Source organism: Halobellus sp., assembly GCF_042218505.1.
Taxonomy (GTDB): domain Archaea; phylum Halobacteriota; class Halobacteria; order Halobacteriales; family Haloferacaceae; genus Haloquadratum.
On record NZ_JBDGQZ010000003.1, the window covers coordinates 21,079 to 44,368 of the forward strand.

At 66.8% G+C, this 23,290-nt stretch carries 24 protein-coding genes; 3 read left to right on the top strand and 21 right to left on the bottom strand.

Annotated elements, in window-relative coordinates:
• Window positions 1-38: 38 nt before the first annotated feature.
• The 13 genes from ABEI27_RS00590 to ABEI27_RS00650 form a co-directional block, all read right to left on the bottom strand.
• Window positions 39-845, bottom strand: coding sequence for an ABC transporter permease (locus ABEI27_RS00590; RefSeq protein ID WP_375797475.1), 807 nt, complete (start codon window positions 843-845; stop codon window positions 39-41).
• Complete coding sequence (locus ABEI27_RS00595; protein ID WP_375797476.1) at window positions 829-1,722, bottom strand: ABC transporter permease; 894 nt, start codon at window positions 1,720-1,722, stop codon at window positions 829-831. Before ABEI27_RS00595 ends, ABEI27_RS00590 begins: the two co-directional genes overlap by 17 nt.
• Complete coding sequence (locus ABEI27_RS00600) at window positions 1,713-2,822, bottom strand: ABC transporter ATP-binding protein (protein ID WP_375797477.1); 1,110 nt, start codon at window positions 2,820-2,822, stop codon at window positions 1,713-1,715. The genes ABEI27_RS00595 and ABEI27_RS00600 overlap by 10 nt, the downstream gene beginning before the upstream one ends.
• Complete coding sequence (locus tag ABEI27_RS00605) at window positions 2,823-3,917, bottom strand: extracellular solute-binding protein (protein WP_375797478.1); 1,095 nt, start codon at window positions 3,915-3,917, stop codon at window positions 2,823-2,825.
• Window positions 3,918-4,113: 196 nt separating this feature from the next.
• Window positions 4,114-4,722 (bottom strand): translation initiation factor IF-2 subunit beta, encoded by a 609-nt coding sequence (locus ABEI27_RS00610; RefSeq protein ID WP_375797479.1) that lies wholly within the window; start codon window positions 4,720-4,722, stop codon window positions 4,114-4,116.
• Window positions 4,723-4,791: 69 nt separating this feature from the next.
• Window positions 4,792-4,953, bottom strand: a complete 162-nt coding sequence (locus ABEI27_RS00615) for a hypothetical protein (RefSeq protein WP_375797480.1) — start codon at window positions 4,951-4,953, stop codon at window positions 4,792-4,794.
• A 220-nt stretch (window positions 4,954-5,173) separates the two neighbouring features.
• Window positions 5,174-6,265, bottom strand: coding sequence for a deoxyhypusine synthase (locus tag ABEI27_RS00620; protein ID WP_375797481.1), 1,092 nt, complete (start codon window positions 6,263-6,265; stop codon window positions 5,174-5,176).
• 66 nt (window positions 6,266-6,331) lie between these two features.
• The gene (locus ABEI27_RS00625; RefSeq protein WP_375797482.1) at window positions 6,332-7,123 is read right to left on the bottom strand and encodes a Nif3-like dinuclear metal center hexameric protein; all 792 of its coding nucleotides are present in this window, start codon (window positions 7,121-7,123) and stop codon (window positions 6,332-6,334) included.
• Between the two features lie 80 nt (window positions 7,124-7,203).
• Window positions 7,204-8,058 (bottom strand): arginase family protein, encoded by an 855-nt coding sequence (locus ABEI27_RS00630; protein WP_375797483.1) that lies wholly within the window; start codon window positions 8,056-8,058, stop codon window positions 7,204-7,206.
• Window positions 8,059-8,064: 6 nt separating this feature from the next.
• Window positions 8,065-8,439 carry a translation initiation factor IF-5A gene (locus ABEI27_RS00635; protein ID WP_375797484.1) on the bottom strand — a complete coding sequence of 125 codons (375 nt, stop codon included), beginning with the start codon at window positions 8,437-8,439 and terminating at the stop codon, window positions 8,065-8,067.
• A gap of 102 nt (window positions 8,440-8,541) precedes the next feature.
• Window positions 8,542-8,976: a DUF5518 domain-containing protein gene (locus tag ABEI27_RS00640; protein WP_375797485.1), complete on the bottom strand. Its 435-nt coding sequence runs from the start codon at window positions 8,974-8,976 to the stop codon at window positions 8,542-8,544.
• A gap of 83 nt (window positions 8,977-9,059) precedes the next feature.
• Entirely contained in the window at window positions 9,060-10,742 is a 1,683-nt protein-coding gene (locus ABEI27_RS00645; protein ID WP_375797486.1) for an ABC1 kinase family protein, read from the bottom strand.
• Window positions 10,743-10,749: 7 nt separating this feature from the next.
• Window positions 10,750-11,118: an Hsp20/alpha crystallin family protein gene (locus ABEI27_RS00650; RefSeq protein ID WP_375797487.1), complete on the bottom strand. Its 369-nt coding sequence runs from the start codon at window positions 11,116-11,118 to the stop codon at window positions 10,750-10,752.
• Window positions 11,119-11,307: 189 nt separating this feature from the next.
• Here ABEI27_RS00650 and glp point away from each other — a divergent pair, with 189 nt between their 5' ends.
• Together glp and ABEI27_RS00660 are read left to right on the top strand one after the other, a co-directional pair.
• Window positions 11,308-12,591 carry a gephyrin-like molybdotransferase Glp gene (gene glp, locus ABEI27_RS00655; protein WP_375797488.1) on the top strand — a complete coding sequence of 428 codons (1,284 nt, stop codon included), beginning with the start codon at window positions 11,308-11,310 and terminating at the stop codon, window positions 12,589-12,591.
• On the top strand, window positions 12,588-14,489 hold the full coding sequence (locus ABEI27_RS00660; RefSeq protein ID WP_375797489.1) for a molybdopterin biosynthesis protein: 1,902 nt from the start codon (window positions 12,588-12,590) through the stop codon (window positions 14,487-14,489). The genes glp and ABEI27_RS00660 overlap by 4 nt, the downstream gene beginning before the upstream one ends.
• 14 nt (window positions 14,490-14,503) lie before the next feature.
• Here ABEI27_RS00660 and ABEI27_RS00665 read toward each other — a convergent pair whose 3' ends face one another.
• The 7 genes from ABEI27_RS00665 to ABEI27_RS00695 form a co-directional block, all read right to left on the bottom strand.
• The gene (locus ABEI27_RS00665; protein ID WP_375797490.1) at window positions 14,504-15,220 is read right to left on the bottom strand and encodes an HAD family hydrolase; all 717 of its coding nucleotides are present in this window, start codon (window positions 15,218-15,220) and stop codon (window positions 14,504-14,506) included.
• Window positions 15,221-15,467: 247 nt separating this feature from the next.
• Window positions 15,468-15,839 (bottom strand): LWR-salt protein, encoded by a 372-nt coding sequence (gene lwrS, locus ABEI27_RS00670; protein ID WP_375797491.1) that lies wholly within the window; start codon window positions 15,837-15,839, stop codon window positions 15,468-15,470.
• A 1-nt stretch (window position 15,840) separates the two neighbouring features.
• Window positions 15,841-16,116 (bottom strand): 4a-hydroxytetrahydrobiopterin dehydratase, encoded by a 276-nt coding sequence (locus ABEI27_RS00675; protein ID WP_375797492.1) that lies wholly within the window; start codon window positions 16,114-16,116, stop codon window positions 15,841-15,843.
• Between the two features lie 84 nt (window positions 16,117-16,200).
• The gene (gene hemA / locus ABEI27_RS00680) at window positions 16,201-17,556 is read right to left on the bottom strand and encodes a glutamyl-tRNA reductase (protein WP_375797493.1); all 1,356 of its coding nucleotides are present in this window, start codon (window positions 17,554-17,556) and stop codon (window positions 16,201-16,203) included.
• Entirely contained in the window at window positions 17,541-18,275 is a 735-nt protein-coding gene (locus ABEI27_RS00685) for a bifunctional precorrin-2 dehydrogenase/sirohydrochlorin ferrochelatase (RefSeq protein ID WP_375797494.1), read from the bottom strand. The genes hemA and ABEI27_RS00685 overlap by 16 nt, the downstream gene beginning before the upstream one ends.
• A 33-nt stretch (window positions 18,276-18,308) precedes the next feature.
• A complete protein-coding gene (locus ABEI27_RS00690; protein WP_375797495.1) occupies window positions 18,309-19,379 on the bottom strand; it encodes an Lrp/AsnC family transcriptional regulator in 1,071 nt (356 codons plus the stop codon).
• Window positions 19,380-19,588: 209 nt separating this feature from the next.
• Window positions 19,589-19,987 carry a DUF5778 family protein gene (locus tag ABEI27_RS00695; protein WP_375797496.1) on the bottom strand — a complete coding sequence of 133 codons (399 nt, stop codon included), beginning with the start codon at window positions 19,985-19,987 and terminating at the stop codon, window positions 19,589-19,591.
• A gap of 102 nt (window positions 19,988-20,089) precedes the next feature.
• On the opposite strand from ABEI27_RS00695, the gene ABEI27_RS00700 reads away from it, so the two are divergent.
• A complete protein-coding gene (locus ABEI27_RS00700) occupies window positions 20,090-20,998 on the top strand; it encodes an MBL fold metallo-hydrolase (RefSeq protein ID WP_375797497.1) in 909 nt (302 codons plus the stop codon).
• Window positions 20,999-21,175: 177 nt separating this feature from the next.
• Here ABEI27_RS00700 and ABEI27_RS00705 read toward each other — a convergent pair whose 3' ends face one another.
• Entirely contained in the window at window positions 21,176-23,116 is a 1,941-nt protein-coding gene (locus tag ABEI27_RS00705; protein WP_375797498.1) for an aldehyde ferredoxin oxidoreductase family protein, read from the bottom strand.
• Window positions 23,117-23,290 lie beyond the last annotated feature (174 nt).

Below are 23,290 nucleotides of genomic sequence, written 5' to 3' on the forward strand. Positions count from 1 at the left end.
GCGACCGGGAGCCTCGCCGCTCGTCCGCTCGTCCCGACTCAGGTGTCCGCCGCGAGCCGGTCGAGTCCCGCGAGCGCGGCCGCGAGGACGACCACGGCGAGGACGGTGACGAGCAGGATGGTCGAGACGACGCTCACGAGCGGGTCGAGGCTCTGGCGGAGGGAGTTCCAGGCCTGCACCGGGACGGTCCGGGTCTCAGGGCCGGAGAGGAACAGCGCCATCACGAACTCCTGGAGGCTGACGATGAACGCCACCAGCCCCGCGACCACGAGGCCCGCGCGTATCTCGGGGACGACGACGGTCAGGAACGCCCGCGACCGGGAGGCCCCGAGGTCCAGCGCCGCCTCGTGGAGTCGCCAGTCGAACCGCGCGAACGCCGACTGGACGACCGAGAACGACAGCGGCGTCGCCCACAGCGAGTGGGCCAGCACGAGCGCGCCGTAGCTCTGCTGGAGGCCGAAGCGGCTGAAGAAGGTCAGCAGCGTGACGCCGATGATGACACCCGGCACCAGCAGCGGCAGGACCGCAAGGCCGACCAGTCCCGTCCGGAACCGGCCGCCGGTGGAACGCACTCCGAGTGCGGCGGTGACGCCCACGACGAGTGCGACGACGGTCGTGCCGGCAGCCACGAGCAGGCTGTTCACCATCGACCGGAGCCACGTCGGCGAGGCGAGCAGTTCCCCGAACCACCGCAGCGACAGCTCCGTGGGCGGGAACACGACGGCACTCGAGGCGTCGAAGGCCGTCGCCACGACGATACCGAGCGGCAGGACGAGGAACCCGAACAGGACCGCGACGACGACCCACAGCAGGACCCCCCGGAACCGCTCAGCCAAGGAGCTCACCTCCGTCGTCGAGCCGCCAGAGCCCGACCAGCAGTGTCACGAGGACGACAGAGACGGTGACGACCGCCAGCGCCGCGGCTGCCGGCCAGTCGAAGTCCGTCAACAGGAGCTGTGAGACGAGGATGGCCGCCGTCTGTTCGCTCCCGGACCCGACCAGCAGCGGCGCGGGGTAGGCTCCCACCGACCACGTGAAGCTGATGATGCCCGCCACCGCCACGCCCGGGCGGACGTGCGGGACGACCACCTCGCGGAACACCCGCGTCCGGTCGGCGCCGAGGTCCAGAGCCGCCTCGACGAGCCGGTCGTCGAGCGTCGACAGCACCGCGTATACCGCCAGCACCGCGTAGGGGACGACGATGTACAGCTGTGCCAGGACCGCGCCAGTGAGGTTGTCCACGAGCAGGAGTGGCTCGGCGAGCAACCCGACCGCCCCCAGAGCGTCGTTGACGACACCGCGGGGCGAGAACACGAGCACGACCGCGAACAGCTTGACGACGGTGGTGGTGAAAAGCGAACAGACCGCGCCGGCGAGCAGGAGCCGGCGAGTCCATCCCGTCGCCCGCCAGGCGGCGTAGGCGTAGACGACGGCGACGGCGACCGCCAGCACGGTCACGAGCACGCCGAAGACGAGCGTGAACCCGAGTATCTCGTGGACCAGCGGCGTCTCCGCGACGTAGCGGTACCCGTCCAGCGACCAGGTCCCCTCGACGAACGCGCCGCCGTCGCTCCGCGCGGTGAGGCTCACCCGCACGAGGTAGGCCATCGGCACGAGGAAGACGAGCACGTCCAGTGCCAGCAGCGGCACCAGCAGTGCCGCCGTCCGCCACCGTGTCGGGAGGCCGGACAGTCCCACCGCCCGCGCGTCGGTCAGCGACACCGTGCCCCCGTCGCGTCGAAGTAGACCGCCCTCGCCGGGTCCCAGGACACGACAACCCGGTCACCCGCCGTCCCGGTCCACTCGCCGGCCGGCCGCTCAACGAACAGCGTCGTCTCGCCGACGTCGAGTCGCACCCGCACGTCCGCCCCGCGGTGGACCACCTCGGTGACCGTCCCGGCGACGGTGACGGTGTCGGTCGCCGTCCCCCCGTCCTCGACCCGCTGTGTCGCCGCCGGTTCCGGCCTGACCGTCAGCCGCTCCGGCCTGAGCGAGACCGTCACGCTGTCGCCGGGCGCGAGTCCAGCCCCGTCGACGGGCGCGCGGGCCTCGACACCCAGCGGTGTCTCGAGCACCGGCGACCCCTCGACGGCGGCCACCCGGCACTCGACGAAGTTCGTCGTCCCGAGGAACCCCTCGACGAAGCGGTCGGCCGGGTCGTCGTACACCGTCGACGGCTCGCCGACCTGCACGAGTTCGCCGTCGGCCATCACGCCCATCCGGTCCGCCAGCGTGAACGTCTCGTTCTGGTCGTGAGTGACGTACAGCATCGTCGTCCCGACCTGCTCGTGGATGCGCTTCAGTTCGAGTTGCATCGTCTCCCGGAGCTTCCGGTCGAGGTTCGACAGCGGTTCGTCCAGCAGGAGGAGGTCCGGGTCGACCGCGAGCGACCGCGCCAGCGCGACCCGCTGTTTCTGGCCGCCGCTCAGCTGGTCCGGCGTCGCGTCCTCGTAGCCCGCCATCTCGACCAGGTCGAGCATCTCGCGGGCGCGCTCGTGGCGCTCGGTCCTGCCGACGCCGGCCATCTTCGGGCCGAAGGCGACGTTGCCGAGCACCGTCTCGCTGGGGAACAGCGCCCAGTCCTGGAACACCATCGAGCAGTCCCGATCGTAGGGCTCGGCGTCGGTCACCTCCACGCCCCCGAGTTCGACCCGTCCAGTGGTGGGGTCCTCGAAGCCGGCGATGGTGCGCAGGACCGTCGACTTACCCGAGCCGCTGGGGCCGAGGAGACAGAACAGTTCCCCCTCGGCGACCGACAGCGAGACGTCGTCGACGGCCGTGAGGTCCCCGTACGCGACGGTCGCCCCCGAGAGCTCAAGCATCTAGTTGTCCTGGACGAACGCGCGGAACCGCTCGTTCATCTCGCCCGAGAACTCCGCGACGCGAGCGAAGTTCTGGAAGGCCACCTCCTGGAGGCCTTCGTTCGTCGTCGGCAGGTTCTCCGCGGTCGTCTCCGGGTACTCCGTCTCCTCGTGGGAGAACCCGAGGTTGAACTCCGCGGCGTAGGCGCTCTGTGTCTCGGGGTCCAGTAGGAAGTCGATGAACTCCCGGGCCTGCTCCCGCCTGTCGGTCCCGCGGACGACCTGGTAGTAGTCGATGTACCCCGTCGTCGGCTCCGGGACGGTCACGCCGATGTCGAACTCGTCCGTCGTCCGTGCCTTCTGGAGGCCGTAGGCGAAGAAGTAGTGCCCCACGTCGGCGAGTCCCTCGTTGAGCGCGGTCCAGAGCTGCTGGGTCCCCTGGTAGAACGTCGACACCGGCAGACCCTCGATGGTCTCCAGCAGGCCGTCGAGGTACTGCCGGTCGTACACCTCGTCGGCCAGCGGTTCGTCGTCCGACAACAGCGCCGCCATCATGAACAGCTTCAGCCAGAAGTCACTCGGGAGCGCGAGGTTCTCGGCCTCGGGGGACTGCACGTCGCTCCAGGACTCCGGGTCCCACGTGGCCGTCGCCTCGTTGTAGACGTAGGCGTGGACGCCGTAGGCCACGGGCACGCCCGTCTCTGCCATCTGGTACTCCCGGAGGTTCGGCTTGATACCGCCCGCGTTCGAGAGGTCGTCGTAGTTCACCGGCTCCCAGAGGTCGTCCTGCTGGCCGCGGTAGTTGGTCCGCCCGACCCCGACGGTCACGTCGAACGGCGGGTCGTCCGCCGGGGACTGGCGTATCTTCGAGAGGATTCCCTGCCAGTTGCCGGTCACCTCCAGCGTGTTCCCGGTCTGGTCCTCGTACCGCGGCTTGATGACCTCGCGGAACACCGTCTCGTTGGTGCCACTCCAGGCCGAGACCCGGAGCGTGTCACCACCGGTGGACCCTGTCCCACCCGTACAGCCACTCAGCGCGGTGGTGGCCGCGCCCCCCGCGGCCAGCAGTCCTCGACGTGTGATACGGCTTGAGACGTCCGTCTCGCGGTCCGTCATCGGTATTTAGTTGGGCGTATCGAAGAAAAGTTCACGGATTCTGCGGCACGGCGAGCGCGACCGTACTCGGAGGTGACCTCGGCACTCATAGGGCTCGTCGTCGCCGGGCGCCACCCCGGCTCTGAGTGGTGCCATCGTCATCGGCCGAGTGGTAGTACGGTCGCGGACAAAAAGAAGGTTCGGCGCGGTCGTCGACTCAGACGACTCGGGCGAACGCGAGTGTGCCGCTGGTTCGCTCGATGATTGCGCGGACGGTCTGGCCCTCACGCGCGCCGGAGACGAAGATCGTGAATTTGCCTTTCTCGGCGACGCCGTCGCCCTTCCGCCCGGTGCCGGTGATCTCGAGCTCGTAGGTCGTCCCCTCCTCGACGGCGGGGCCGGACGACGACTGCGTTTGTGCCGAGCGCTTCGTGACGGGGCGGAACGCCCCACAGGCCTCACAGCGGAGCATATCGACGCCGTCCTCGGTGACGAGGCGGGTGTCGGGCAGGCCACACTCGCTGCAGGTAACGTACTCGGCGATGTACTCGTCGAGCGCCGCCTGGAAGTCCGCGACGGTGAACGAGCCGTTGTACCGCGCACGGTCGCCGTGGAACTGGCCGTTCGTACCGAGTTCGCGCTGAACGTTGCTATGGACCTGTTCGGCCTCGCGGCCGAGCGCGTCGGCGATTTCGCCGAGGTTCGTCAGGCGTGTGAACGCGCCGTCTGTCTCGCCGGCGGGGTCCGGTACGTCGAGTCGAGACTGTTCCTCGTTCCGCTCTGGGAGCGCCTCAAGCGCTCGGTCCAGCGAATCAGCGTAGTTCATACACGTCAAAATGGGCGGGGCCGTATAGCCATTCCGTGAGTCGCATTCGCGTACGACTGGGGCCTGCGTTCAGTCGTCGCCGGGCGATATGCTCACCAGGTTCGCCTCGTCAGCGAGATTCGTCAGGCGGTCTGTTGCCGAGGCGTCGAACTGGCGCTGACAGCGTCGCGTCCAAGCGTCGGTTGCGGCCGCCGAGGACGGGTCGGTGGCGACCTCAGTGTCGGCCCTCACTGTCGGGTCCGCAGGTGCCGCCGGCGTCTCGTCGGTGGTTGTCGAGTTCGGTCGGTCGGTGCGAGTCTGGCGTGTGTGACTGGGGGTAGTGCTCACGGGAAATCGGGTCGTGGGAAGTCGCAGACGGTCGTACGGCGGTACACGTGGTAGAGGAGTAAATCGAGCGCGTACGCGTGTGACTAACATATGGTCGATCAACGACCCCAATTATCATAAATATTTATTTGTGACTCTCGCCGGCTCGTTCCCGAGCGGCGGCGACCACCAGCGGCAGCGTGATGGTGGCGTCGCCGACGACCGTGACGTTCCGTGCCGATTTCTCGAGTTTACCCCACGAGCGCGCCTCGTCGAGCGTCGCACCCGAGAGCCCGCCGGTGGTGTGTGAGTCCGTCGTCAACTGGACCGCGTAGTCGTAGGCGTCGGGGATGGTCAACATCGTCTGCAGTACGTAGTTCTTCGGAACGCCACCGCCGACGAGCATCGCCCCGGCCCGCTCAGCATCGAACGCGAGGTCCGAGAGGTGTGTCATATCGCCGAGCGCGTTCAGTCCGAAGTCGGAGGTCTGTGAGTAGATCCACGCCTGGATTCCGAGCACGGAGTCTTGGATCGCCGGGCAGTAGATCGGCACGTCATTCCCGTGTGCGGCGGCGGCGATGCCAGCATCCTCCGCGACGTCGCGCTTGCGGTTCTGCTCGGCGTTCGCCCGGCCGAGTTCGGCGGTGAACTCCTGGATTGGGACGCGGCGCTCGACCGTCGGAAAGACGTTGTCGCGGAGGTGGGACTCGAACAGCGAGAAGTGCTCTTGGGGGAGATAGACGTTGTAGATGCGATCGATACCCTCGTCGCGGAGATTTTCGTCGTGATCACGCAGCGTCTCGCCCGTCGGTTCGGCGTCGGGGTTCGCCGGGTGCGGATCGTCCGGTTCCGCGCGGCCGTGATGATGCTTCCCGCCGATGGCCTCGATTGCGTCGTGGGTAAGATTCGCGCCGGTGGTCACCAGCGCGTCGATGTGACCGTCGCGGATCAGATCGGCAACGACCTGGCGCATCCCCGTCGGCACCATCGCCCCCGCCAGTCCGAAGAAGTTGGTCACGTCGTCGGCGCGGAGCATCTCCGCGTAGACGTCCACGGCGTTTTCGACGCTGGCCGCCCCGATGCCGGCCTTCCCGTACTCCGTGGCCAGTTCCCCGACGGACATCCCGCCGCGGACCTGGGCGTGTCCGATCGGTGCCTCGTGGAACTCCTCGCGGGCCGGATCGTGTTCGTGTGTCGATCCGCCGCCCGACTCGGACTCTGATGACTCGTCGCTCATACCGCGTGGTGGGCGATCCGACCGGTTATGTCCCGCGATCCGTCGGCGAGCGGGGTTGGTACTGAATTACAGCCCCGTGGGGTGCGACAGGATCGTCGTCTCGATTCCCCACTCCGAAGTCAGTTCCGCGAGGCGTTCGACGCCGAACGTCTCGGTGGCGTAGTGGCCGGCGAGGAACACGTGCATCCCGGCCTCGCGGGCCTCGTGGTACACCTGTTGCTTCCCCTCTCCCGTGATGAGAGCATCGACGCCCGCGTCGGCGGCCTCACCGAGCCAGTCGACGCCCGATCCGGTGACGATGGCGACGTCGCGGATCTCCGTTGGGCCGAATTCGAGCACCTGCGGCGCTCGCCCGTGGTTGTCGAGGTCGGCGAGTAGCGCCTCGAGATCCGAAACGTCGTACGCCTCGGGCGCACGGCCACGACGACCGATAGTCACCGGACCGAGGTGGCCGAACACCTCCTGTTCCGCCAGGTCCAGATAATCGGCGAGGCCGGCGGCGTTCCCGAGTGAGGGATGGCCGTCCAGCGGAAGGTGTGAGACGTACAGCGCGAGGTCGTGTTCGATGAGCGACGCGACGTTGGCGTACTCGCGCCCGGTGACGCGGTCGAGTCCGCCCCAGATGAGGCCGTGATGCGTTAGCAGGAGGTCCGCGCCCGCGTCGGCGGCGGCCTCGATTGTCGCCGCCGCTGCGTCGACAGCGACAGCGACGTGCTCGATCTCCGGTGGCGACTCCCGGGCGGTGCGCGCCACGTCGCCGGGACCCACCTGCAGGCCGTTCGCACTGGCATCGACGTCGGCGTACTCGTCGGTCGCGAGGCGGTCGTCGAGGCGGTCGGTGAGCGTCCTCAGGTCCATATCCGGCTTCTCGGCCTTCCGGCCGATAGGTCTTGCTTCACGGCCGCGAGAACCGGCGTCGGGCGACGGACCGCCGAGGCTCACTCGCGCCCTGCGGCGTGCGAGTAGACGAACTCGCGACAGAGTTTGGCCGCAAGCGACGCCGCCTGCCCATCGTCGCGGTCGTTCACCTCGACGACGTCGAACCCCGCCGCGTTCGGAGCGACGGTCCGGACGACGCTGCAGAGCGCCCGGGGGTCGAGGCCGAAGGGCTCCGGCGTTCCGGTGCCGGGGGCGAAGCCGGGGTCTGCGGCGTCGATGTCGACACTCAGGTACGCCGTGCGGCCGTCGAGCCACGACCGAAGGTCGAATTCGGCGACGTCCTCGGGTGCGACGACGGTCACGTCGGCGGCGTCAGCGCGGTCCCACTCCTCCGGGGACCCGGTCCGTGCACCGATAACGGCCGCCTCCTCGACGCCGGACGTCGAATCACCGCCGACCGGGTCCGTTGCATCGTCACTGTCGAGGATGCGCCGCGTGACCGTCGCGTGGCTGTATTCGTTCCCATCGAGGTCCCGTCGGAGATCCAGGTGGGCGTCGAGACAGACGAACACCTCCGGGGAGACGGCATCGACGGCAGCAGCTGAGACAGTGTGTTCGCCGCCCAAGACGAGGGGGACGGCGTCGTCGGCCACGACGTCTCGGAGTTCGCCCGCGAGCCACGCGAGGTACTCCGGGGCATCGTCCCACGCGCGGACGTCGCCGTGGTCGTGGACGGAACAGTCGGAGAAGTGCAGGTCGGTTCGCCGATCGTAGTCGTCGAACGGGCGGGCGAACCGCCGGATTCTCTCGGGACCGAAACGGGTCCCGGGTCGGAACGAGGTGGAGCGGTCCAGCGGGGCGCCCACAACGGCGTACGCGGCGTCCTCACGCGACGCAGTCGCCCCGGGGAACATCTCCGATCAGACGATCTTCCGCTGGCCTTCGTACTCGAGGTACTCGATCTCGTCGTCGGGGGAGAGTTCTTCCGTCTCGGGGATGCGCATCGTGAAGGTCTCGTAGGTCTCGAGGTCCATAATCTGAGCGTCTTCGCCGGTGACAGAGACGACCTGGCCCTGCTTGCGCTCGATGATCGGCACCCACACCTTCGCGTCGACCGGCTGGCTCAGCGATCGCTTCCTGCCGTCGAAGACACCCCGTCCCTCGACGCGCGCTTTCGCGCTTCCGTGTTTTCCGGGCTTGGCTGTGCTGTAGGCGTTGATTTTGCACGGCGACTCCTCCATCATCACGTAACTGCCCTCTTGGAGTTCACGGACCTGCTTCTGCTCTTTCGGCATACCTCGGGATTGTTGTGTGGCCGGTATAAACGGTTTGGATACCGGTCGGACACGTGACGCGCCCGAATCGGGGCCACTCGACGGTGGCGTCTCGACCGCCGACTACGCCTCCTCAACGTCGCTGCTCGACGTCCGGGACGACCGGTCCTCGCGGTTCGACCGATCGTCCTGACGGCGTGCGTGGCTGCCAACTGCGCCGGCGACGACGTTCGGGAGGCTCGCACACAAAAGAATGATCACTGTGGCCTCGCCCGCGGTTTCGAGATACGGGAGAAGGAACTCCATCGGGAACGGTAGCGGTGCATCGGTGAGAACCGAGAGCACGACCAATCCGGGGATCAACACGATCCCCCACGCCATCGCCGTGAGCAGGCCGTACCACGCGCCGTCGGCAGGCTCACCGCCGGCGAGATAGCCGGCCAATGCGCTCCCCGCGAGCCCCCCGACCAGCGTGACGCGACCAGTCCACACGAACACGAGCGCCTCGCTGCAGACTGCGAGGACGAAACCCGCAACGACGGCGCGCCAGCGAGTCATACGCACCCGTTCTGCGGCTCTTTGAATAAAACTACGTGTCAAGCGATCAACTGTGATAACTAGAGCCGGGGCCGAATGCGGGGTTACTCCCGGCCCTCGCGACGCTCACGCATACTCTGCCGGGTGAACTGCGGCTTCGCGCGGATCCCGCGCTGTCGGCGGAACGACCGGTACAGCGCTATGAGCGGCGGGAGGGTCAGCGCAGCGGCGATGGCGGCCGGGATGACGGTCGCTCCCTCGAACGCGTAGAGAATCGACGTCGAGAGCGCACCGACGGCGACGAACAGGCCGTAGACGATGCGCTGGGCGAGTTGCGAGAGCACGTCGTTCTCGTCTTCGAGCCGGACGTTGACGGTGAGGTTCTCGTTTTCTACCCGGTCGAGCGCGCTGTCCAGTTTCGGCGGTACCTGGAAGAGCGCCCGCGTGGTCTCCTGAAGTTGTTCGCTGCCGCGTTCGATGAACTCGCGGGCGGTCTCCTCGTAGTATCCCTCGTCCTGGAGGTAGTCCGTCGCAACCGAGATGAAGTCGAACTCGGAGTCCAGCGTGACACAGACGCCCTCGACGACCGTCGCGACTCGCAGGACCAGCGCGAGATTTCGCGGGAGCCGAAGCGGGAACTCGTAGATCGTCGATTCGACCTGTTCGATGATCTGCTGGACGCGGTACTGTTCGATGTCCTCGCCGCGGGCGTCCGCGATGGCCAGTTCCATCACGTCGCCCATCACCTGCCGGTCGGCTTCCGGCGAGAGCGTCCCCATCTCGATCAGCGTGTCGAGAATCGCATCGATGTTCTGGTTCGCGACCGCGACGTAGAAGTCGATGATCCGGTCCTGAATGAACGGATCGACCGTCCCCGACATCCCGAAGTCGTAGAAGATGATCCGCCCGTCGTCGTCGACGGCCAGATTTCCGGGGTGGGGATCGGCGTGAAACACGCCGTCGTCGATGATCATCTGCAGGTAGACCCGCTGCAGCGTCGTCGCCAACTCGGTGCGGTCGATACCCTTGCGGTCCAGTTCCTCGAGATCGTTGATCTTCGTTCCCGGGAGGTACTCCATCGTGAGCACCCGGGGTCCCGAGCGCTCGTCGATCGGGGCGGGGATCCGGATCTCGCGGTTGTCGGCGAAGTTGTCACGAATCTCGGCCAGGATCCGCTTCTCTCGGGTGTAGTTCATCTCCTGGCGGATCGTCTTCGCGAACTCATCGGCGAGGTTCTCCAAGGAGAACGCACGCCCCTCCCCAATGAACCGGCGGACAATCGGCAGCGACCACCGGATCACCCGCAAGTCGGCCTCGACCAGGTCCTCGATTCCGGGCCGGCGGGTCTTGACGGCGACGGGGTCGCCATCGTGTTCGGCGGTGTACACCTGGCCGAGGCTCGCACCGCTGATGGGGTCGCGGTCGAAGTCGTCGAAGGCCTCGTCGACGGGGCCGAGTTCGTCTTCGATGACTGTCTTCGACTCCTCCCAGGGAGCCGGTGGCACGTTGTCCTGAAGACTCGAGAGGACGTCGATGTACTCCGCCGGGAGGATGTCCGGCCGGGTCGAGAGCAGTTGCCCGAGTTTGATGAACGTCGGACCCAGGGTCAAAAGCGAGTCGAGGAGGATTTCCGCCCGACGGGATCTGGTTGCCGGATCGACCTGTCGGCTCCCGCCGAAGAGAAGGTACGTTCGACGGTCACGGCTGTAGGCGACGATCAACGGGAAGAACTGTCGAACGACGACGAAAAACCGCCAGTACGCACGGAGATTCACTAGCGTGACCACCCGGCGGTTACGCGTCGTCCCCAGCCGACGTGATCGGAATCGTCTGCTCCGGTGTGGCGTCGCGCTTCGGCACGCGAACAGTGAAGACCCCGCTATCGGCCTCAGCCGACGCGCCCGCACCCGTCGCGTCCGGGGGAAGCGGCAGTTCGGCGTCGACGAACAGCGGCCGGTCCTCGCTGACGTAGCGGAACTCCGGCGGCACTGCCTTCTCGCGACGGGCCTCGACGATGAGTCGCCCGCGCTCAACGCGGAGTTCAGCAGTATCGGCCGTCACGCCAGGAAGATCGAGCACGATCAGATAGGCGTCGTCGGACTCCAGCAGGTCGGCGAACACCGACTCCGGAAGCTCCTGTAGCGCGTCCCGCAGTGCTGTCATACTCGCAACTTGGAGCGGCGGATCGAAAAAGGCCGCGGTTGTCGTCGACAACGCAGCCACAAGGGCTATGTGACAGTACAAGCCCCCTCGCTTGACGAATCGGTCTGCCCGCTGGGACGAGACTGAGCGACCTGCGTTGGCGCCGTTCGTGCCGCGGCTCTTTTTGTACTCGCGCGCGCATCATACAGTATGACTTCCCCCGATACTGACGAGTCGCCCCCCGATCGCAAATCGGCGGGGTTCAAAGATCGCACGAGGCTGGCCGCCGCGCGGGAGCGGTTGCTCTCGGCAGTGACGCCACACGAGCGGACCGAACGGCTGTCGCTCGTCCCCGCGGACCGTCGTGCGCTCGCCGAGACAGTCACCTCGCCGACCGCAGTGCCGGACTACGAACGGGCGGCGATGGACGGCTGGGCAGTCCGCGCCCGCGACACCTTCGGTTCGTCGGACCGCTCGCCCGGGCTCCTCAGGGTCGCCGACGGCGAGCCACAGACGTCACCCGAGACGGCTGTCGGCCCCGACTCGGCCGTCCGTGTCCATACCGGGAGCGAACTCCCGGAGGGTGCCGACGCGGTCGTGATGATCGAACACGCCGACCAGGTCGGCAGCGACCTCGAGGTGTTCGATGCGGTGACCGAAGGCGAGAACGTCGCGCCCGTCGGTGAGGACGTGTCCGAGGGCCAGCAACTCTTCGAACCGGGCCACCGCCTCCGACCCTCTGATCTGGGGCTGCTGAAGTCCGTCGGCATCGACCGTGTGACAACCTACGAGCGACCGACGGTCGGGGTCATTCCGACCGGCGAGGAACTCGTGCAGGAAGATCCGGGCCCGGGCGAAGTGATCGAGACCAACGGGCTCACCGTCTCGAAACTGGTCGAACGCTGGGGCGGACTCCCGACGTACCGAAACGTCGTCACCGACGACGAGGCCGCGCTGCGGGCGGCGATCCAGCGCGATCTGACCAAAGACGTCGTCGTGACCACTGGCGGCTCCTCGGTCGGCGAGCGGGATCTCATCCCCGAGGTGGTCGACGAACTCGGCGAGGTGCTGGTTCACGGCGTCGCGCTCAAGCCCGGCCACCCCGTCGCGCTCGGCGTCGTTGAGGAGACGCCCGTCGTGATGCTCCCGGGCTACCCCGTCGCGGCGATTATCAACGCCGTGCAGTTCCTCCGTCCGGTTCTGAAGCACGTCGGGCATCTCCCGGACGACGCGCCGCCGACCACCGAGGCCGTCCTGTCGCGGAAGATCCCGAGCGAGCCCGGAGTGCGGACGTTCGCCCGCGTGAAACTCGGTGACGACGACGTCGACGAGACCGACGACGATCGCGAGACGGCGACGCCGACCCGTGCGTCCGGCTCGGGCGTCCTCTCCTCGGTCGCCCTCGCTGACGGCTGGGTCGCGGTCCCCGAAGAGCGCGAGGGCTTCGACGGCGGCGAGACGGTCTCCGTCGAGCACTGGGAGTGGTCGGCGTGAGCGACCGCAAGCAGTTCCGCGACCTCGTCGATCCAGCGGTCGCTCACGACGCCATCGACGGACTGGATCTCGCGCCCGACCCAGAGACTGTCCCGCTTGCAGACGCTCGCGGGCGCGTCCTCGCAGAGCGGGTCGATGCGGACCTCGACGTCCCCGGATTCGATCGCGCGTCGGTGGACGGATACGCCGTTCGCGGACGAGACACCTTCGGGGCCGACGAGGCGGACCCCACCACGCTGGCTCTGATCGGCGACGTGCACGCGGGCGTCGAACCCGATGTCGTCGTCGGCGACGGCGAGGCCGCAGAGATCTCGACCGGCGCGGTGATGCCCGACGGTGCGGACGCGGTCGTGATGGTCGAGCGAACCGAAACCGTCGGCGACAGCGGCGATCGCCCCGACGGGGTCGCCGTCCGTACCGCCGTCGCACCCGGAGACAACGTGATGCTTGCCGGCAGCGACATCGCCGCTGGCTCGCGGGCGCTCGGTCCGGGGACGCGGCTCACTGCCCGCGATATCGGCCTCCTCTCGGCGCTTGGCCGCGACGCGGTCCCGGTTCGTGGCCAGCCGACGGTCGGCATCGTCTCGACAGGTGACGAACTGGTCCGCCCCGGTGGGGAACTCGAAAGCGCGCGCGGGCAGATCTACGACGTCAACAGTTACACCATCGCCGCGGGCGTCGAGGAAGCAGGCGGCGAAGCACGACTCTACCCCCACGCCGGCGACGACTACGACGAGATGGAGCGCCTGCTGCTCGAAGCCGCCGCGGAGTGCGATCTGGTCCTCTCATCGGGGTCGACGTCGGCCTCGGCAGTCGACGTGATCTATCGCGTCGTCGAAGAGCGCGGCGAACTCCTGCTGCACGGCGTCGCGGTCAAGCCCGGAAAGCCGATGCTGATCGGCGAACTCGGCGACAGCGCGTACGTCGGCCTGCCGGGCTACCCGGTTTCGGCGCTCACCATTTTCCGGACGTTCGTGGCGCCGGCGATCCGCGATGCTGCGGGTCTCCCCGAGCCACAGACTGCGACCGTGACCGGACGGATGGCCGTCCGGGAACGCTACAGCGAAGGCCGGTTGCGTCTGATGCCGGCGGGCCTCGTCACTGGCGCTGACGGCGAGACGCTCGTCTATCCGGTCGACAAAGGCTCGGGCGCGACGACCTCCCTCGTCGAAGCCGACGGGGTCGTCGCGGTCGATCCCGACACCGAGTACCTCGATGCGGGCGAGGAGGTCGAGGTCCGGTTGTTCTCCCCGGACGTCCGCGCGCCGACGCTGCTCGCCGCCGGCGAGGACGATCCTGCGCTCTCGCGGTTGTTGGACCGACTCGAACGACCGCGGTTCCTTCCGGTTGGAAGCCGTGAGGGGCTCCGCCGCCTCTCGAACGCGGTCCCGGACGTGGCGATCGTCGCGGGAGCGGTCGAACGCGACGTTGATAGCGTCGAGATCGGCCGCTGGGAGCGCGAGTGGGGGCTCGTCGTTCCCGAGGGCAACCCCGCGGGGATCGACGGCCTCGTCGGTCTCGTCGACCGCGACCTCGCGTTCGTCAACCGCGGCCGCGACGCGGGGTTGCGGGGGACGCTCGACACCGCGCTCTCGGCGGTCGCCACAGACCGAGGTGTCGAACGGCGGGAGCTCGTCGAATCGATCCGCGGCTACGAGATCGGCACAAAAGGGTTCGAGAGTCCGGCTCGGACGGTCGCTCGCGGCGACGCCGACGCGGGGATCGGACTTCGGGTCACGGCTGAGGCGCTGGGGCTCGGGTTCGTCTCGCAAGGCACTGAGTCGGTGCGCGTGCTGGCGAATCCGGAGCGGACAGACAAGGCGGGCGTCGAAGAACTGCGGGACCTGATAGCGGAGACGGACGTGTTCGAGTCGCTGGCGGGCTACGAGCAGGCGTAATCGCCGATCGGTCGTCAGTCGCGAACAGTGCCGCCGTCGGCGGCGACGTCGCGGTCGAACGGGTCACCGGGGAGCGACAGTTCCACGAACGACGAGACGCGGTAGTCGGCGAGGACGCACCGGCCCCGTCGCGTCGGCGAGTGGCGCTCGACGTGGATGCCATCGAGGCCGGCGTTCCAGGCCGCCCCGACGTCGCTCGCACCGTCGCCCGCGAGGACGCCGCGGCCCGGCCGGTCGGGATCGAGACCGAGCCCCTCGATTGCGCGTCGAACCGGCGTCGGGTCCGGCTTCCAGCCGGTCTCGTGGGTGCAAGAGACGAACGAGTCGAACCAGTCGCCGACGTCGAGGTGGTCGATCACCGGTTCGGCGAGGAACTCTTGGCAGTGCGTCACGACGCCCACCGGCCGGTCGGCGGAGACGAGTCCGGAGACCAGCGCTGCGGCGTCGTCGTGGAGATACGTCGCTTCCGCGCGGGCCCACGGATCCTCGAGGTCGTGAAACGCCGTCCAGAACGCGTCGGCGTCGATTCCCCATTCACGGAGTTGCGAGTCTCGTGCGCCCCCGAGGCCGTGCCAGATAATCTCGGCCTCGCGGTCGGTGAACTCCCGGCCAAGTCGGTCCCCAACTCGGTCGAACATCTCCCGAGTGTAGGACCACTCGACGTCGACGAGCGTCCCATCGAGGTCGAACAGCCAAAAGTCGTAGGCGGCGGTAGACTCGTCGGCAACCATCGAACCAGTAGTACGGGACATCTGGGTAAGTGGGTTTCGGCACCAGTGGGGCGAACGTTCATATAGGAAGCCGGGACCAGCGACCGTGTGCGTTGAGCGATGCCTTGCGTCGGACAGCGGTTGTTCGGCACACCGGCGCGGGGGCGGCCCCGAGCGCGGTTTCGGGGACGGCGGTTGCCGACTGTTCGCAGTGAACGAGAGCGTACGCTGTCTCGACAGCGCGGCCGACGGCCTGTCGCTGCCGTCATCACTCGTCCACGACGTGGATGCTGGAGCCGAGGTGCCGGTGGAGCACGTCCTGCGGGTGGTCGCCGCAGAACGACGACGGGTTCGCCGCGATCGCCGATTGCAGGGCGTCGCGGTAGGCCTCATCGAGATGGAGTTCGCTGAAGGAGATGTCGACGACGGGCGCAGTCACCCACGACGCCGCGAGGTCGCGAGCGTGACGCTCGTCGGCGACGTCGCCGCGCCAGAGGGCGTCGCGGAACAGGAGCCACCCGTCCTCGCCGGGCGGGGCGGCGTCGACCTCGACGACAGTCTCGACGGTATCTGGCGTGACGGTCACAGCACTGTCGGCGCCGAGGCGAACCTCGGCACGGAAGACGTACGCCGCTTGCACGTCAGAACTCGGCGTCGAAGAGGTTCGCGAGACGGATGTCCTGGTCGGTGATCCCGCCCTCCTCGTGGCTGGTCAGCCGAACTTCGACGTCTTTGTACCCCACAATGATCTCGGGGTGGTGGAACTCCTCTTCGGCGACTTCACCGACCTGCGTGACGAAAGAGATGCCCGAGAGGTAGTCGTCGAACTGGTACGTCCGGACGATTTCGTCGCCGTCACGTTCCCAGTCGCTCGGCAGTTGTGTGCTGATCTCGTCGTCAGAGAGTAACTCGGCCATACCGGAAGGTGTCTCTCGGCGAGGGGTTAACGTTTCGCCTCGAGATTCAGTCACACACCGGTAAGAACATACTACGGCGACCGGTCAATCGTCGGAGACGCTCTCGAGGACGTAGTTGGGGATGCCGTCGACGGCCTCCTCGGGGATCGCCTCGACGTCGTCGTTCGACCGGGGTGCACGCCCGGGCCCTCGTGAGCGTCCGCTGAAGTTGGGGTCGAACAGCGTCATCGCCGTCTGGATCGTCGACCAGTCGTCCTCGACGGCCGCCTCGCGGAGGCTCTTCGTCGGGGCCGAGAGCAACTGTCCCACGAGAGCGTCGGCCATCGATTCGATGGTCTCGCGCTGTTCGTCGGTCAGGTCGCCCTGTGATTCGAGCCGCGAGATCGCGGTCTCGACTTCGCGGGCCTTCACCTGCTCTGCGGCCTCGTACATCGTGCTGATCGCCTCGTCGGCCTGCCGTCGCTTGTAGGCGTCGAGAAGCCGGTCGAACTCAGTGTCGATCATCGCCTCGACCTCCTCGGCGGCGCGCTCTCGGACCTCTTTGGTCGCTTCGGTCACCGATTCGAGCGCGTCGATGTCGTGGACGGCGATCTGATCGACTGTCCCCGCCTCAGGATCGACATCCCGCGGCTGGGCGAGGTCGATCACGAGCGTCTCGCCCGCGCCGTCGACGTCGTCCGGGAGGAGAAGGTACTCAGAGTAACTTGTCGCAGTCACGACGACAGACGCCGAAGCGAGCATATCTTTGACAGATTCGAGTGGGATCGCCTGTGCGTCCACCGCGACTGACTCCACAAGTCGCTCTGCGCGAGCGAGCGTTCGGTTCGCGACGAGTAGTTCGCCCACGCCGGCGTCGGCGAGCGCTTCGGCAGCGAGTTCGCCCATCTCGCCCGCGCCGACCACGAGCGCAGTCGTCCCCACGAGATCGATCTCCGTCTCGGCGAGTCGCGCAGCGGCCGAGCCAATCGAGATCGCTCCCTCGTTGACTCGCGTCTCGGTGCGGGCACGCTCACCGACGTGGACCGCCTTTGTCAGCCCGGTCTCGAGCGTCGATCCGAGCGCGCCAGCGCTGCGTGCGACCTCGACGGCCCGCTTGAACTGGCCGAGGATCTGATCCTCACCCAGAACGAGTGACTCCAGCCCCGTCGCGACGCGCATCAGGTGTCTGAGACTCTCTTCGTGTCCCATCTCGACGACGACGCTATCGTCGACTTCGGCTCCGAAGGAACTCAGCGCCCGGCGGGCCTCCGCGCGACTGGCCGCGACGACGTACGCCTCGGCGCGGTTGCACGTCTGAATAGCGAACGCCTCTGTAACGCCGTCGGATGCCAGGAGTTCCTCGATAACCGTACGGGTGTCGCTGCCCGCCGCGGCCTCGATCTCGTCGACGGTAGCGAGACGGTGCGACACCCGAGCGCCACAGATCACTCCAGTGTCCATCGGTCACCCCCCGCCGTATTCCGTATCACGCGTGTCGCCTCTTGGCGGGGATTAGATTCCCCCGTACGTAAAGCCTTCCAAACTTCTGAGTCTCTAACAACCGCACGAATCGCATCACGACGCGTCGACGGATCGAGATCTGACTCTCGAAACGCCGCCCTGAGCTCTGCGGTCAGCGCCGCCATCGCCTCTGCACCTTCGAGTTCACTCTCGAGTCGCTCTCTGAGGTACTTCGCCAGCGCGGGGCTCCGCCCGCCCGTCGAGATCGCGATGCGAACGTCGCCGTCTTCGACCGTCGCGGGGACGACGACATCGTGATGCGGGGCGAGCGCACCGTCGTCGGTGTCCGTTGTGGCATCCGTACCAGCCGTTTCGGTCCCGTCGTCCGCGTCTGACTCGGTGCTCGCACTCCGATCGGCGTGATTGACGAGGAGGCCGCGCTCGGCCCCCACGGCGGCGACTTCGTCGTTCACCGCTTGGGCGTCGGTCGCGGCCACGACGAGCGCCGGCTCAATCCAATCGATCCAGGTGGCCACATCCGACGGCGTCGGCCGCGCCCGTACCAGTTCCGCGCTCCCGAAGTCGGCGTCGGCGAACTCGGGGCTGACGACGACGACCCGGCCCTCGCCCGCGAACCGACGGGCCTTTCGCGCACCGACCGGACCGCCACCGAACACCAGGACCGTCTCACCAGTGAAGTCGTGATACAGTGGGATCATCGGGTTCGCTCGCTGTAGTTGCTCACGCCGCAGTCACTCGGTGTTCGCCGTGGCCCGCTCGTCGAGCCTGATTCCGGTCTTCTTCAGGATCTGCGTCGAAAACAACGAGTCCCAGTCGTCGTCGCCGACGTCCCAGTACTCGGCCATCCGCTCGCGCACCTGCTCGATGCGGCGTTCGCTCTCGGCCTCCGAGCGGCCGTGCGTCATCGCGAAGAAGTTGTATGGCCAGACGCCCCCGTGGCGCGGCCGCTGATAGCAGTGGGTGACAAACGGCAGCGACGCGACAGCCGGGCCGACCTCATCGACGCGCTCATCGGGGACGTTCCAGACGGTCATCCCGTTTTCTGTGTACCCGAGCGCGTAGTGGTTCGGCACGACGCCGACGCGACGGATCTTCCCCTCGCGCTCGAAGCGCTTGATCGTCTCCACGACCCACGAGGTCGGCTGGTCGATCGCCGCCGCGACGTCGGCGTACGGCGTCGGTGAGATCGGCAACCCGCCCTGGATTTCGACCACCAGATCGCGCTCGGCCGGCGAGAGCGTCTGCGCGTCCGTCGGCGTCACGTCGGGACCGAGGCCCGAGAGGTCGACGTCGCCCTCGGATATCGGCCCGTCGACCAGGAACTTGGCCTCGACGCGGAACTCCTGCTGTTTCGGGAGATTATAGGTCGGCTGGCCCGTCTCGGCTTCGATCTCCTCGAGTACCGCCTCGACGCGGTCCTCGTCGGCGACACTCACGACGAACCACATATTCAGGTGGGGGTGCTCCCGCTCGTAGTTGTGTGCGACCTCGCGGTGGGCGTTGACGGTCTCGGCGACCTCGTCGAACCGCTCCTCCGGCGCGTGCATCGCAACCAGCGTCGCGCTTCCGCCGATCTCCTCGGCGTTCACCAGCGCACCGAAGCGGCTCAGCGTGCCTTCCTCGTCCAGTTCTCGAACGCACGCGAGGAGTTCCGAAGCGGTCACCTCGATACCGCGCTCACGGAGGGCGGCCGCGGCCGGCTCGAACGGTCGTTCGAGCACCGGGAACCCACCCTGGAACGCGTTGATCGCGACGCGGTCGAGATCCGAGAGCGCCGCGTCGTCACCGGCTGTCTCGCTCATACCCGGCTGTGGGAGTTACGGGAGGATAAGCGTCTCGAACGGTCTGGAGGAGTTCAATTGGTTCCGTCGTCTCGGTACGCGAGGCAGTTACAGGCTAATTCCGGCGGACGTTTGTGACGGTGATCGACGGTGAGTCCGCTGACTACCAGCCGGTGGGGATGTTCCAACGAGCCAACAAGTGAGCGAGCCAGCGAGTTCTGCCGATGGAGTCACGGAACGGCCGTCACGTGGTTCACCCGGTCGAGCGCTTCCAGATCCGCGATCAGCGGTTCTTGATCGGGGCCGGCTTCGTAGTAGAAGACGATGTCGAACGTTCCGTCGCGGAGCAGTTGCTGGCACTCCCAGACGAACGATTCGTCATCGAGCGTCAGGCCCTGGAACTGGTTCGAGGCGAATTCGTCAGTGTCGTTGCCGGCGTAGATGTACGTCTCGCCTTTCTCGGCGTGCTCAGCGATAACCTCGTTCGCGCTCACGGTGAGTTCGTGCATCTCAAGGTCCTCTTCGCTCTCGAGATCCGTGTGGACGATTGCGCCCAGAAGTTCGATTTCGCCGGGTTCTAAGAACTGCAGCGTCCGCTGATAGAGGTCGTCGTCGAGTGTCTCGCTCATACGGAACGGTCGGAGCGGCCGAATAAACGGATGGCGATTTCCGTCGCGGGGGCGTTCCTATGGGGACGGAACGTTTTTTTCGCCGCGTGACGCGGATCCGCTATGGCTATCGGTGATCTGAGGCCGGTCGAGGCTGCGGAGGATGTCCACTACGTCGACGTGGGGACCCACGGAGTGCCCAACTACGGGTCGGTTTACCTGATCGACGCCGACGAACCCGCGTTCGTCGACACCGGTCTTGGCCGTAACCGCGAGTCCCTTCTCGACGCCCTCGGCGAACTGGGGATCGACCGGGCGGCCGTCCGGCACATACTTGCGACCCACGTGCATTTAGACCACGCCGGCGGGGCGGGCGATCTCGCCGAGGCGTGTCCCAACGCGACCGTCCGGACTCACGAGGTCGGCGCGCCGCACCTCGTCGATCCCGAGCGACTCGTCGCCGGCACCAGGGAGGCCGTCGGCGAGATGTGGGAGTACTACGCCGACCCGGAGCCCGTTCCGGAAGATCGGATCGACGAGGTAGCGGGCGGTGACGAGATCGACCTGGGTGACCGCACGCTGTCGGTGATCCACCTGCCCGGGCACGCGCCCCACCAGACGGCGTTTCTCGACTCCCGCGACGGATTGCTGTTCACGGGCGACGCGGCCGGCGTCTACGTTCCGGAGCGGGACCAGATCAAAGAGACCACGCCGCCGCCGCAGTTCGACCTGGAGGGCTGTCTCGCTGACGTGCGAACGATCGACGAACACGAACCGGAGACGCTCTGCTTCGGTCACTTCGGGCCGCGAGAGTACGATCCGGAGTTGTTGTCGGCGTACAAGCGATCCCTCGTGGAGTTCGTCGAGGCGGTCAGACAGAGGCGCGCCGAGTGTGGAGACGACGACGCGGTGATCGAACACTTCGCGGACCACGCCGAGATGGTCGAAGTGTGGGGCGAGCGCAAGGCGCGCGCCGAGGAGCGACTGAACGTTCGGGGGGTGCTCGCCGCACTCGAACGCGGCAACGCGTAGCGCGTGCTGTGGGCGTAACGTCCGGAAAAGCGGGTTCGCGTGGTTCGATCCCGCCGCTGGCGTCTGCGTCCCGGGTCGGCGGTCCGAGCGCGTCCGCACGTCGCCGTCAGGACCCGACTGTGATGAAACTTTGCCGTCGGAGGCGTCCGGAGGGCGTGAGACCGGGGCGCGCCCCGGTCAGTCGTCGGCCGGTGCCGGGCTGTCACCGGTGGAGACGCCCGTGCCGGGGCCGACCTCGATACCGAGTTCTTCGAGGCGATCGTCGGGGACGACGCCGTCGACCCACTCGCGGCGCTCGTAGTACTCGTCTTTCATCTTTTCGAGTTCACACAGTTCGCCCTCTATGCCACCCTGGCCGGGGATTGCCTCGTCGTCTCCTTCGAGGAACCGCCCGGGCAGGGAGTCGTCCTCGCCGTCGAAGCCGGCGAGGTTGTTGTAGTACCGTTCGAGGGTGTAGATGCGATCGCCCGCTTCCATCAGTTCGTCCTCCGAGAGGTCGCGGCCGGTCATCCCGTTGTACTGATCGACGTACTCGTCGATGCCCTCGGCGAAGGCGTTGAATTTGCAGATGTCGAACGAGTCCGAGATGGCGTGGAGGTCCTGGAACAGGGCACACAGTTCGCCCTTACCCTCCCACTCGGTCGGATCGACCTTCTCCGGGATCCCGAGGATCTCCGCGGAGGGAGTGTACCCGCGGAGGTGACACGCGCCGCGGTTCGAGGTGGCGTAACCGATGCCCATCCCCTTCATCGCACGCGGGTCGTACGCCGGAATCGTCTGGCCCTTGACCGCGAGGGAGTTGTCGTGAGCGTTGCGCTCTTCGGCAACCCGGCGGGCGCCCTTCGAGAGGAGTTCGCCGAGATCGGAGCTCTGGTGGGCAATCTCGTCGAGGAGATCGATCATATGCTCGGTGTCGCCCCACTCGAGGTGGTCGTCGAGGTCGTCGAGTTTACCCTCCTCGGTCATCTCCATCGCCATCGCAAGCATATTACCGGCTTCGATGGTGTCGACGCCGAGGTCGTTGCATTTGTTGATCATCACGGCGATGGAGTCGCGGTCGTCGTTCATCGAGTTCGGGCCGAGCGCGAACGCCGACTCGTACTCGTATGACTCGCCGCGGACGTTCATCTCCTCGCCCTTGTGCTCGTAGGTGACTTCGGTCTCCTTCTTGCAAGCGACGGGGCAGGAGTGACACGTTGGCTCGTTGACGAGAATGTTCTCCCGGACGTTCTCACCGGAGACCAGCTCCGCGTCGATGTTCGGGTCGTCCGGTTCCGCCTCCGCCTCGGAGTGCGTTGAGGTGTACTTCGCATTACGGGTCGGAAGCCCGTCCATCTCCTCGGTGAGGTTCATCAGGACGTTGGTACCGTACAGCGAGAGTCCGCCCTCGTTGGGACCGGTGACGTCGGACTCGCGGATGAGTTTCATCGCCTCCTGGTAGCCCTCGGTGAACGTCTCTGCGTCCGCGGGCTTGGGCATCCTCGTGCCCGATTTGATGACGACCGCTTTCAGATTCTTCGAGCCCATCACGCATCCGGTCCCGCCGCGGCCCGAGGCGCGGTCGTCCTCGTTGACGATGCAGGCGTACTTGGTGCCGTTCTCGCCACCCGGTCCGATGGCCATCGCCGAGAGGTTCTTGCCGAACTGACCGTCGTGGTTCGCCTCGATCTCGTCCATCGCGTCGTGCACGCCGAGGCCCCACAGATCGGAAGCGTCTCGAAGTTCGACTTCGCCGTCCTCAATGTAGGCGTAGACCGGTTCCTCGGCCCGTCCCTCGAAGAGGAGACCATCGAAGCCCGACCACTTGAGTCGGGCCCCGGACCAGCCACCGTGGTGGGAGTCCGTAACCGTTCCCGTAAGCGGCGATTTCGTACAGACAGCGATTCGGCCACTCATCGGGGCCTGCGTGCCCGTGAGCGGACCGTTCATAAAGGCGAGGAGGTTCTCCGGTCCTTCGGGGTCGACGTCGACACCCTGGTCGAAGACGTACTTGACACCCAGACCCCGTCCGCCGATATACTTCTCTGCGTCTTCCTCGTCGATGCTTTCGTACTGCACGTCATCCTCCGAGAGGTCGACGCGCGCTACGTGATCGTTGAATCCGCCTAGGTTGGTCATAGTTAATTCTCATATTTACATTAGAACTGAACTCTGTTAGTCGTTACCGTAGTAAAGTAATGAAAATCCATTACGTCTCGACGTGCGGTGATCTGTGAAGTGTCGGTACCGCCAGCCGAAAATCGCGCGGGACCGACATCGATGCACTCGGCCGCGACGTGCCCTCAGTGTGAC

Coding starts and splice junctions, on each gene's coding strand:
- ABEI27_RS00650 (WP_375797487.1), bottom strand. CDS start 11,118: ATGACAGCACTGCGGGACGCGCTACAGGAGCTTCCGGAGTCGGTGTTC.
- ABEI27_RS00675 (WP_375797492.1), bottom strand. CDS start 16,116: ATGGCCGAGTTACTCTCTGACGACGAGATCAGCACACAACTGCCGAGC.
- ABEI27_RS00630 (WP_375797483.1), bottom strand. CDS start 8,058: ATGTTCCCCGGGGCGACTGCGTCGCGTGAGGACGCCGCGTACGCCGTT.
- ABEI27_RS00665 (WP_375797490.1), bottom strand. CDS start 15,220: ATGGTTGCCGACGAGTCTACCGCCGCCTACGACTTTTGGCTGTTCGAC.
- glp (WP_375797488.1), top strand. CDS start 11,308: ATGACTTCCCCCGATACTGACGAGTCGCCCCCCGATCGCAAATCGGCG.
- ABEI27_RS00700 (WP_375797497.1), top strand. CDS start 20,090: ATGGCTATCGGTGATCTGAGGCCGGTCGAGGCTGCGGAGGATGTCCAC.
- ABEI27_RS00610 (WP_375797479.1), bottom strand. CDS start 4,722: ATGAACTACGCTGATTCGCTGGACCGAGCGCTTGAGGCGCTCCCAGAG.
- ABEI27_RS00690 (WP_375797495.1), bottom strand. CDS start 19,379: ATGAGCGAGACAGCCGGTGACGACGCGGCGCTCTCGGATCTCGACCGC.
- ABEI27_RS00620 (WP_375797481.1), bottom strand. CDS start 6,265: ATGAGCGACGAGTCATCAGAGTCCGAGTCGGGCGGCGGATCGACACAC.
- hemA (WP_375797493.1), bottom strand. CDS start 17,556: ATGGACACTGGAGTGATCTGTGGCGCTCGGGTGTCGCACCGTCTCGCT.
- ABEI27_RS00600 (WP_375797477.1), bottom strand. CDS start 2,822: ATGCTTGAGCTCTCGGGGGCGACCGTCGCGTACGGGGACCTCACGGCC.
- ABEI27_RS00685 (WP_375797494.1), bottom strand. CDS start 18,275: ATGATCCCACTGTATCACGACTTCACTGGTGAGACGGTCCTGGTGTTC.
- ABEI27_RS00695 (WP_375797496.1), bottom strand. CDS start 19,987: ATGAGCGAGACACTCGACGACGACCTCTATCAGCGGACGCTGCAGTTC.
- ABEI27_RS00625 (WP_375797482.1), bottom strand. CDS start 7,123: ATGGACCTGAGGACGCTCACCGACCGCCTCGACGACCGCCTCGCGACC.
- ABEI27_RS00635 (WP_375797484.1), bottom strand. CDS start 8,439: ATGCCGAAAGAGCAGAAGCAGGTCCGTGAACTCCAAGAGGGCAGTTAC.
- ABEI27_RS00605 (WP_375797478.1), bottom strand. CDS start 3,917: ATGACGGACCGCGAGACGGACGTCTCAAGCCGTATCACACGTCGAGGA.
- ABEI27_RS00640 (WP_375797485.1), bottom strand. CDS start 8,976: ATGACTCGCTGGCGCGCCGTCGTTGCGGGTTTCGTCCTCGCAGTCTGC.
- ABEI27_RS00705 (WP_375797498.1), bottom strand. CDS start 23,116: ATGACCAACCTAGGCGGATTCAACGATCACGTAGCGCGCGTCGACCTC.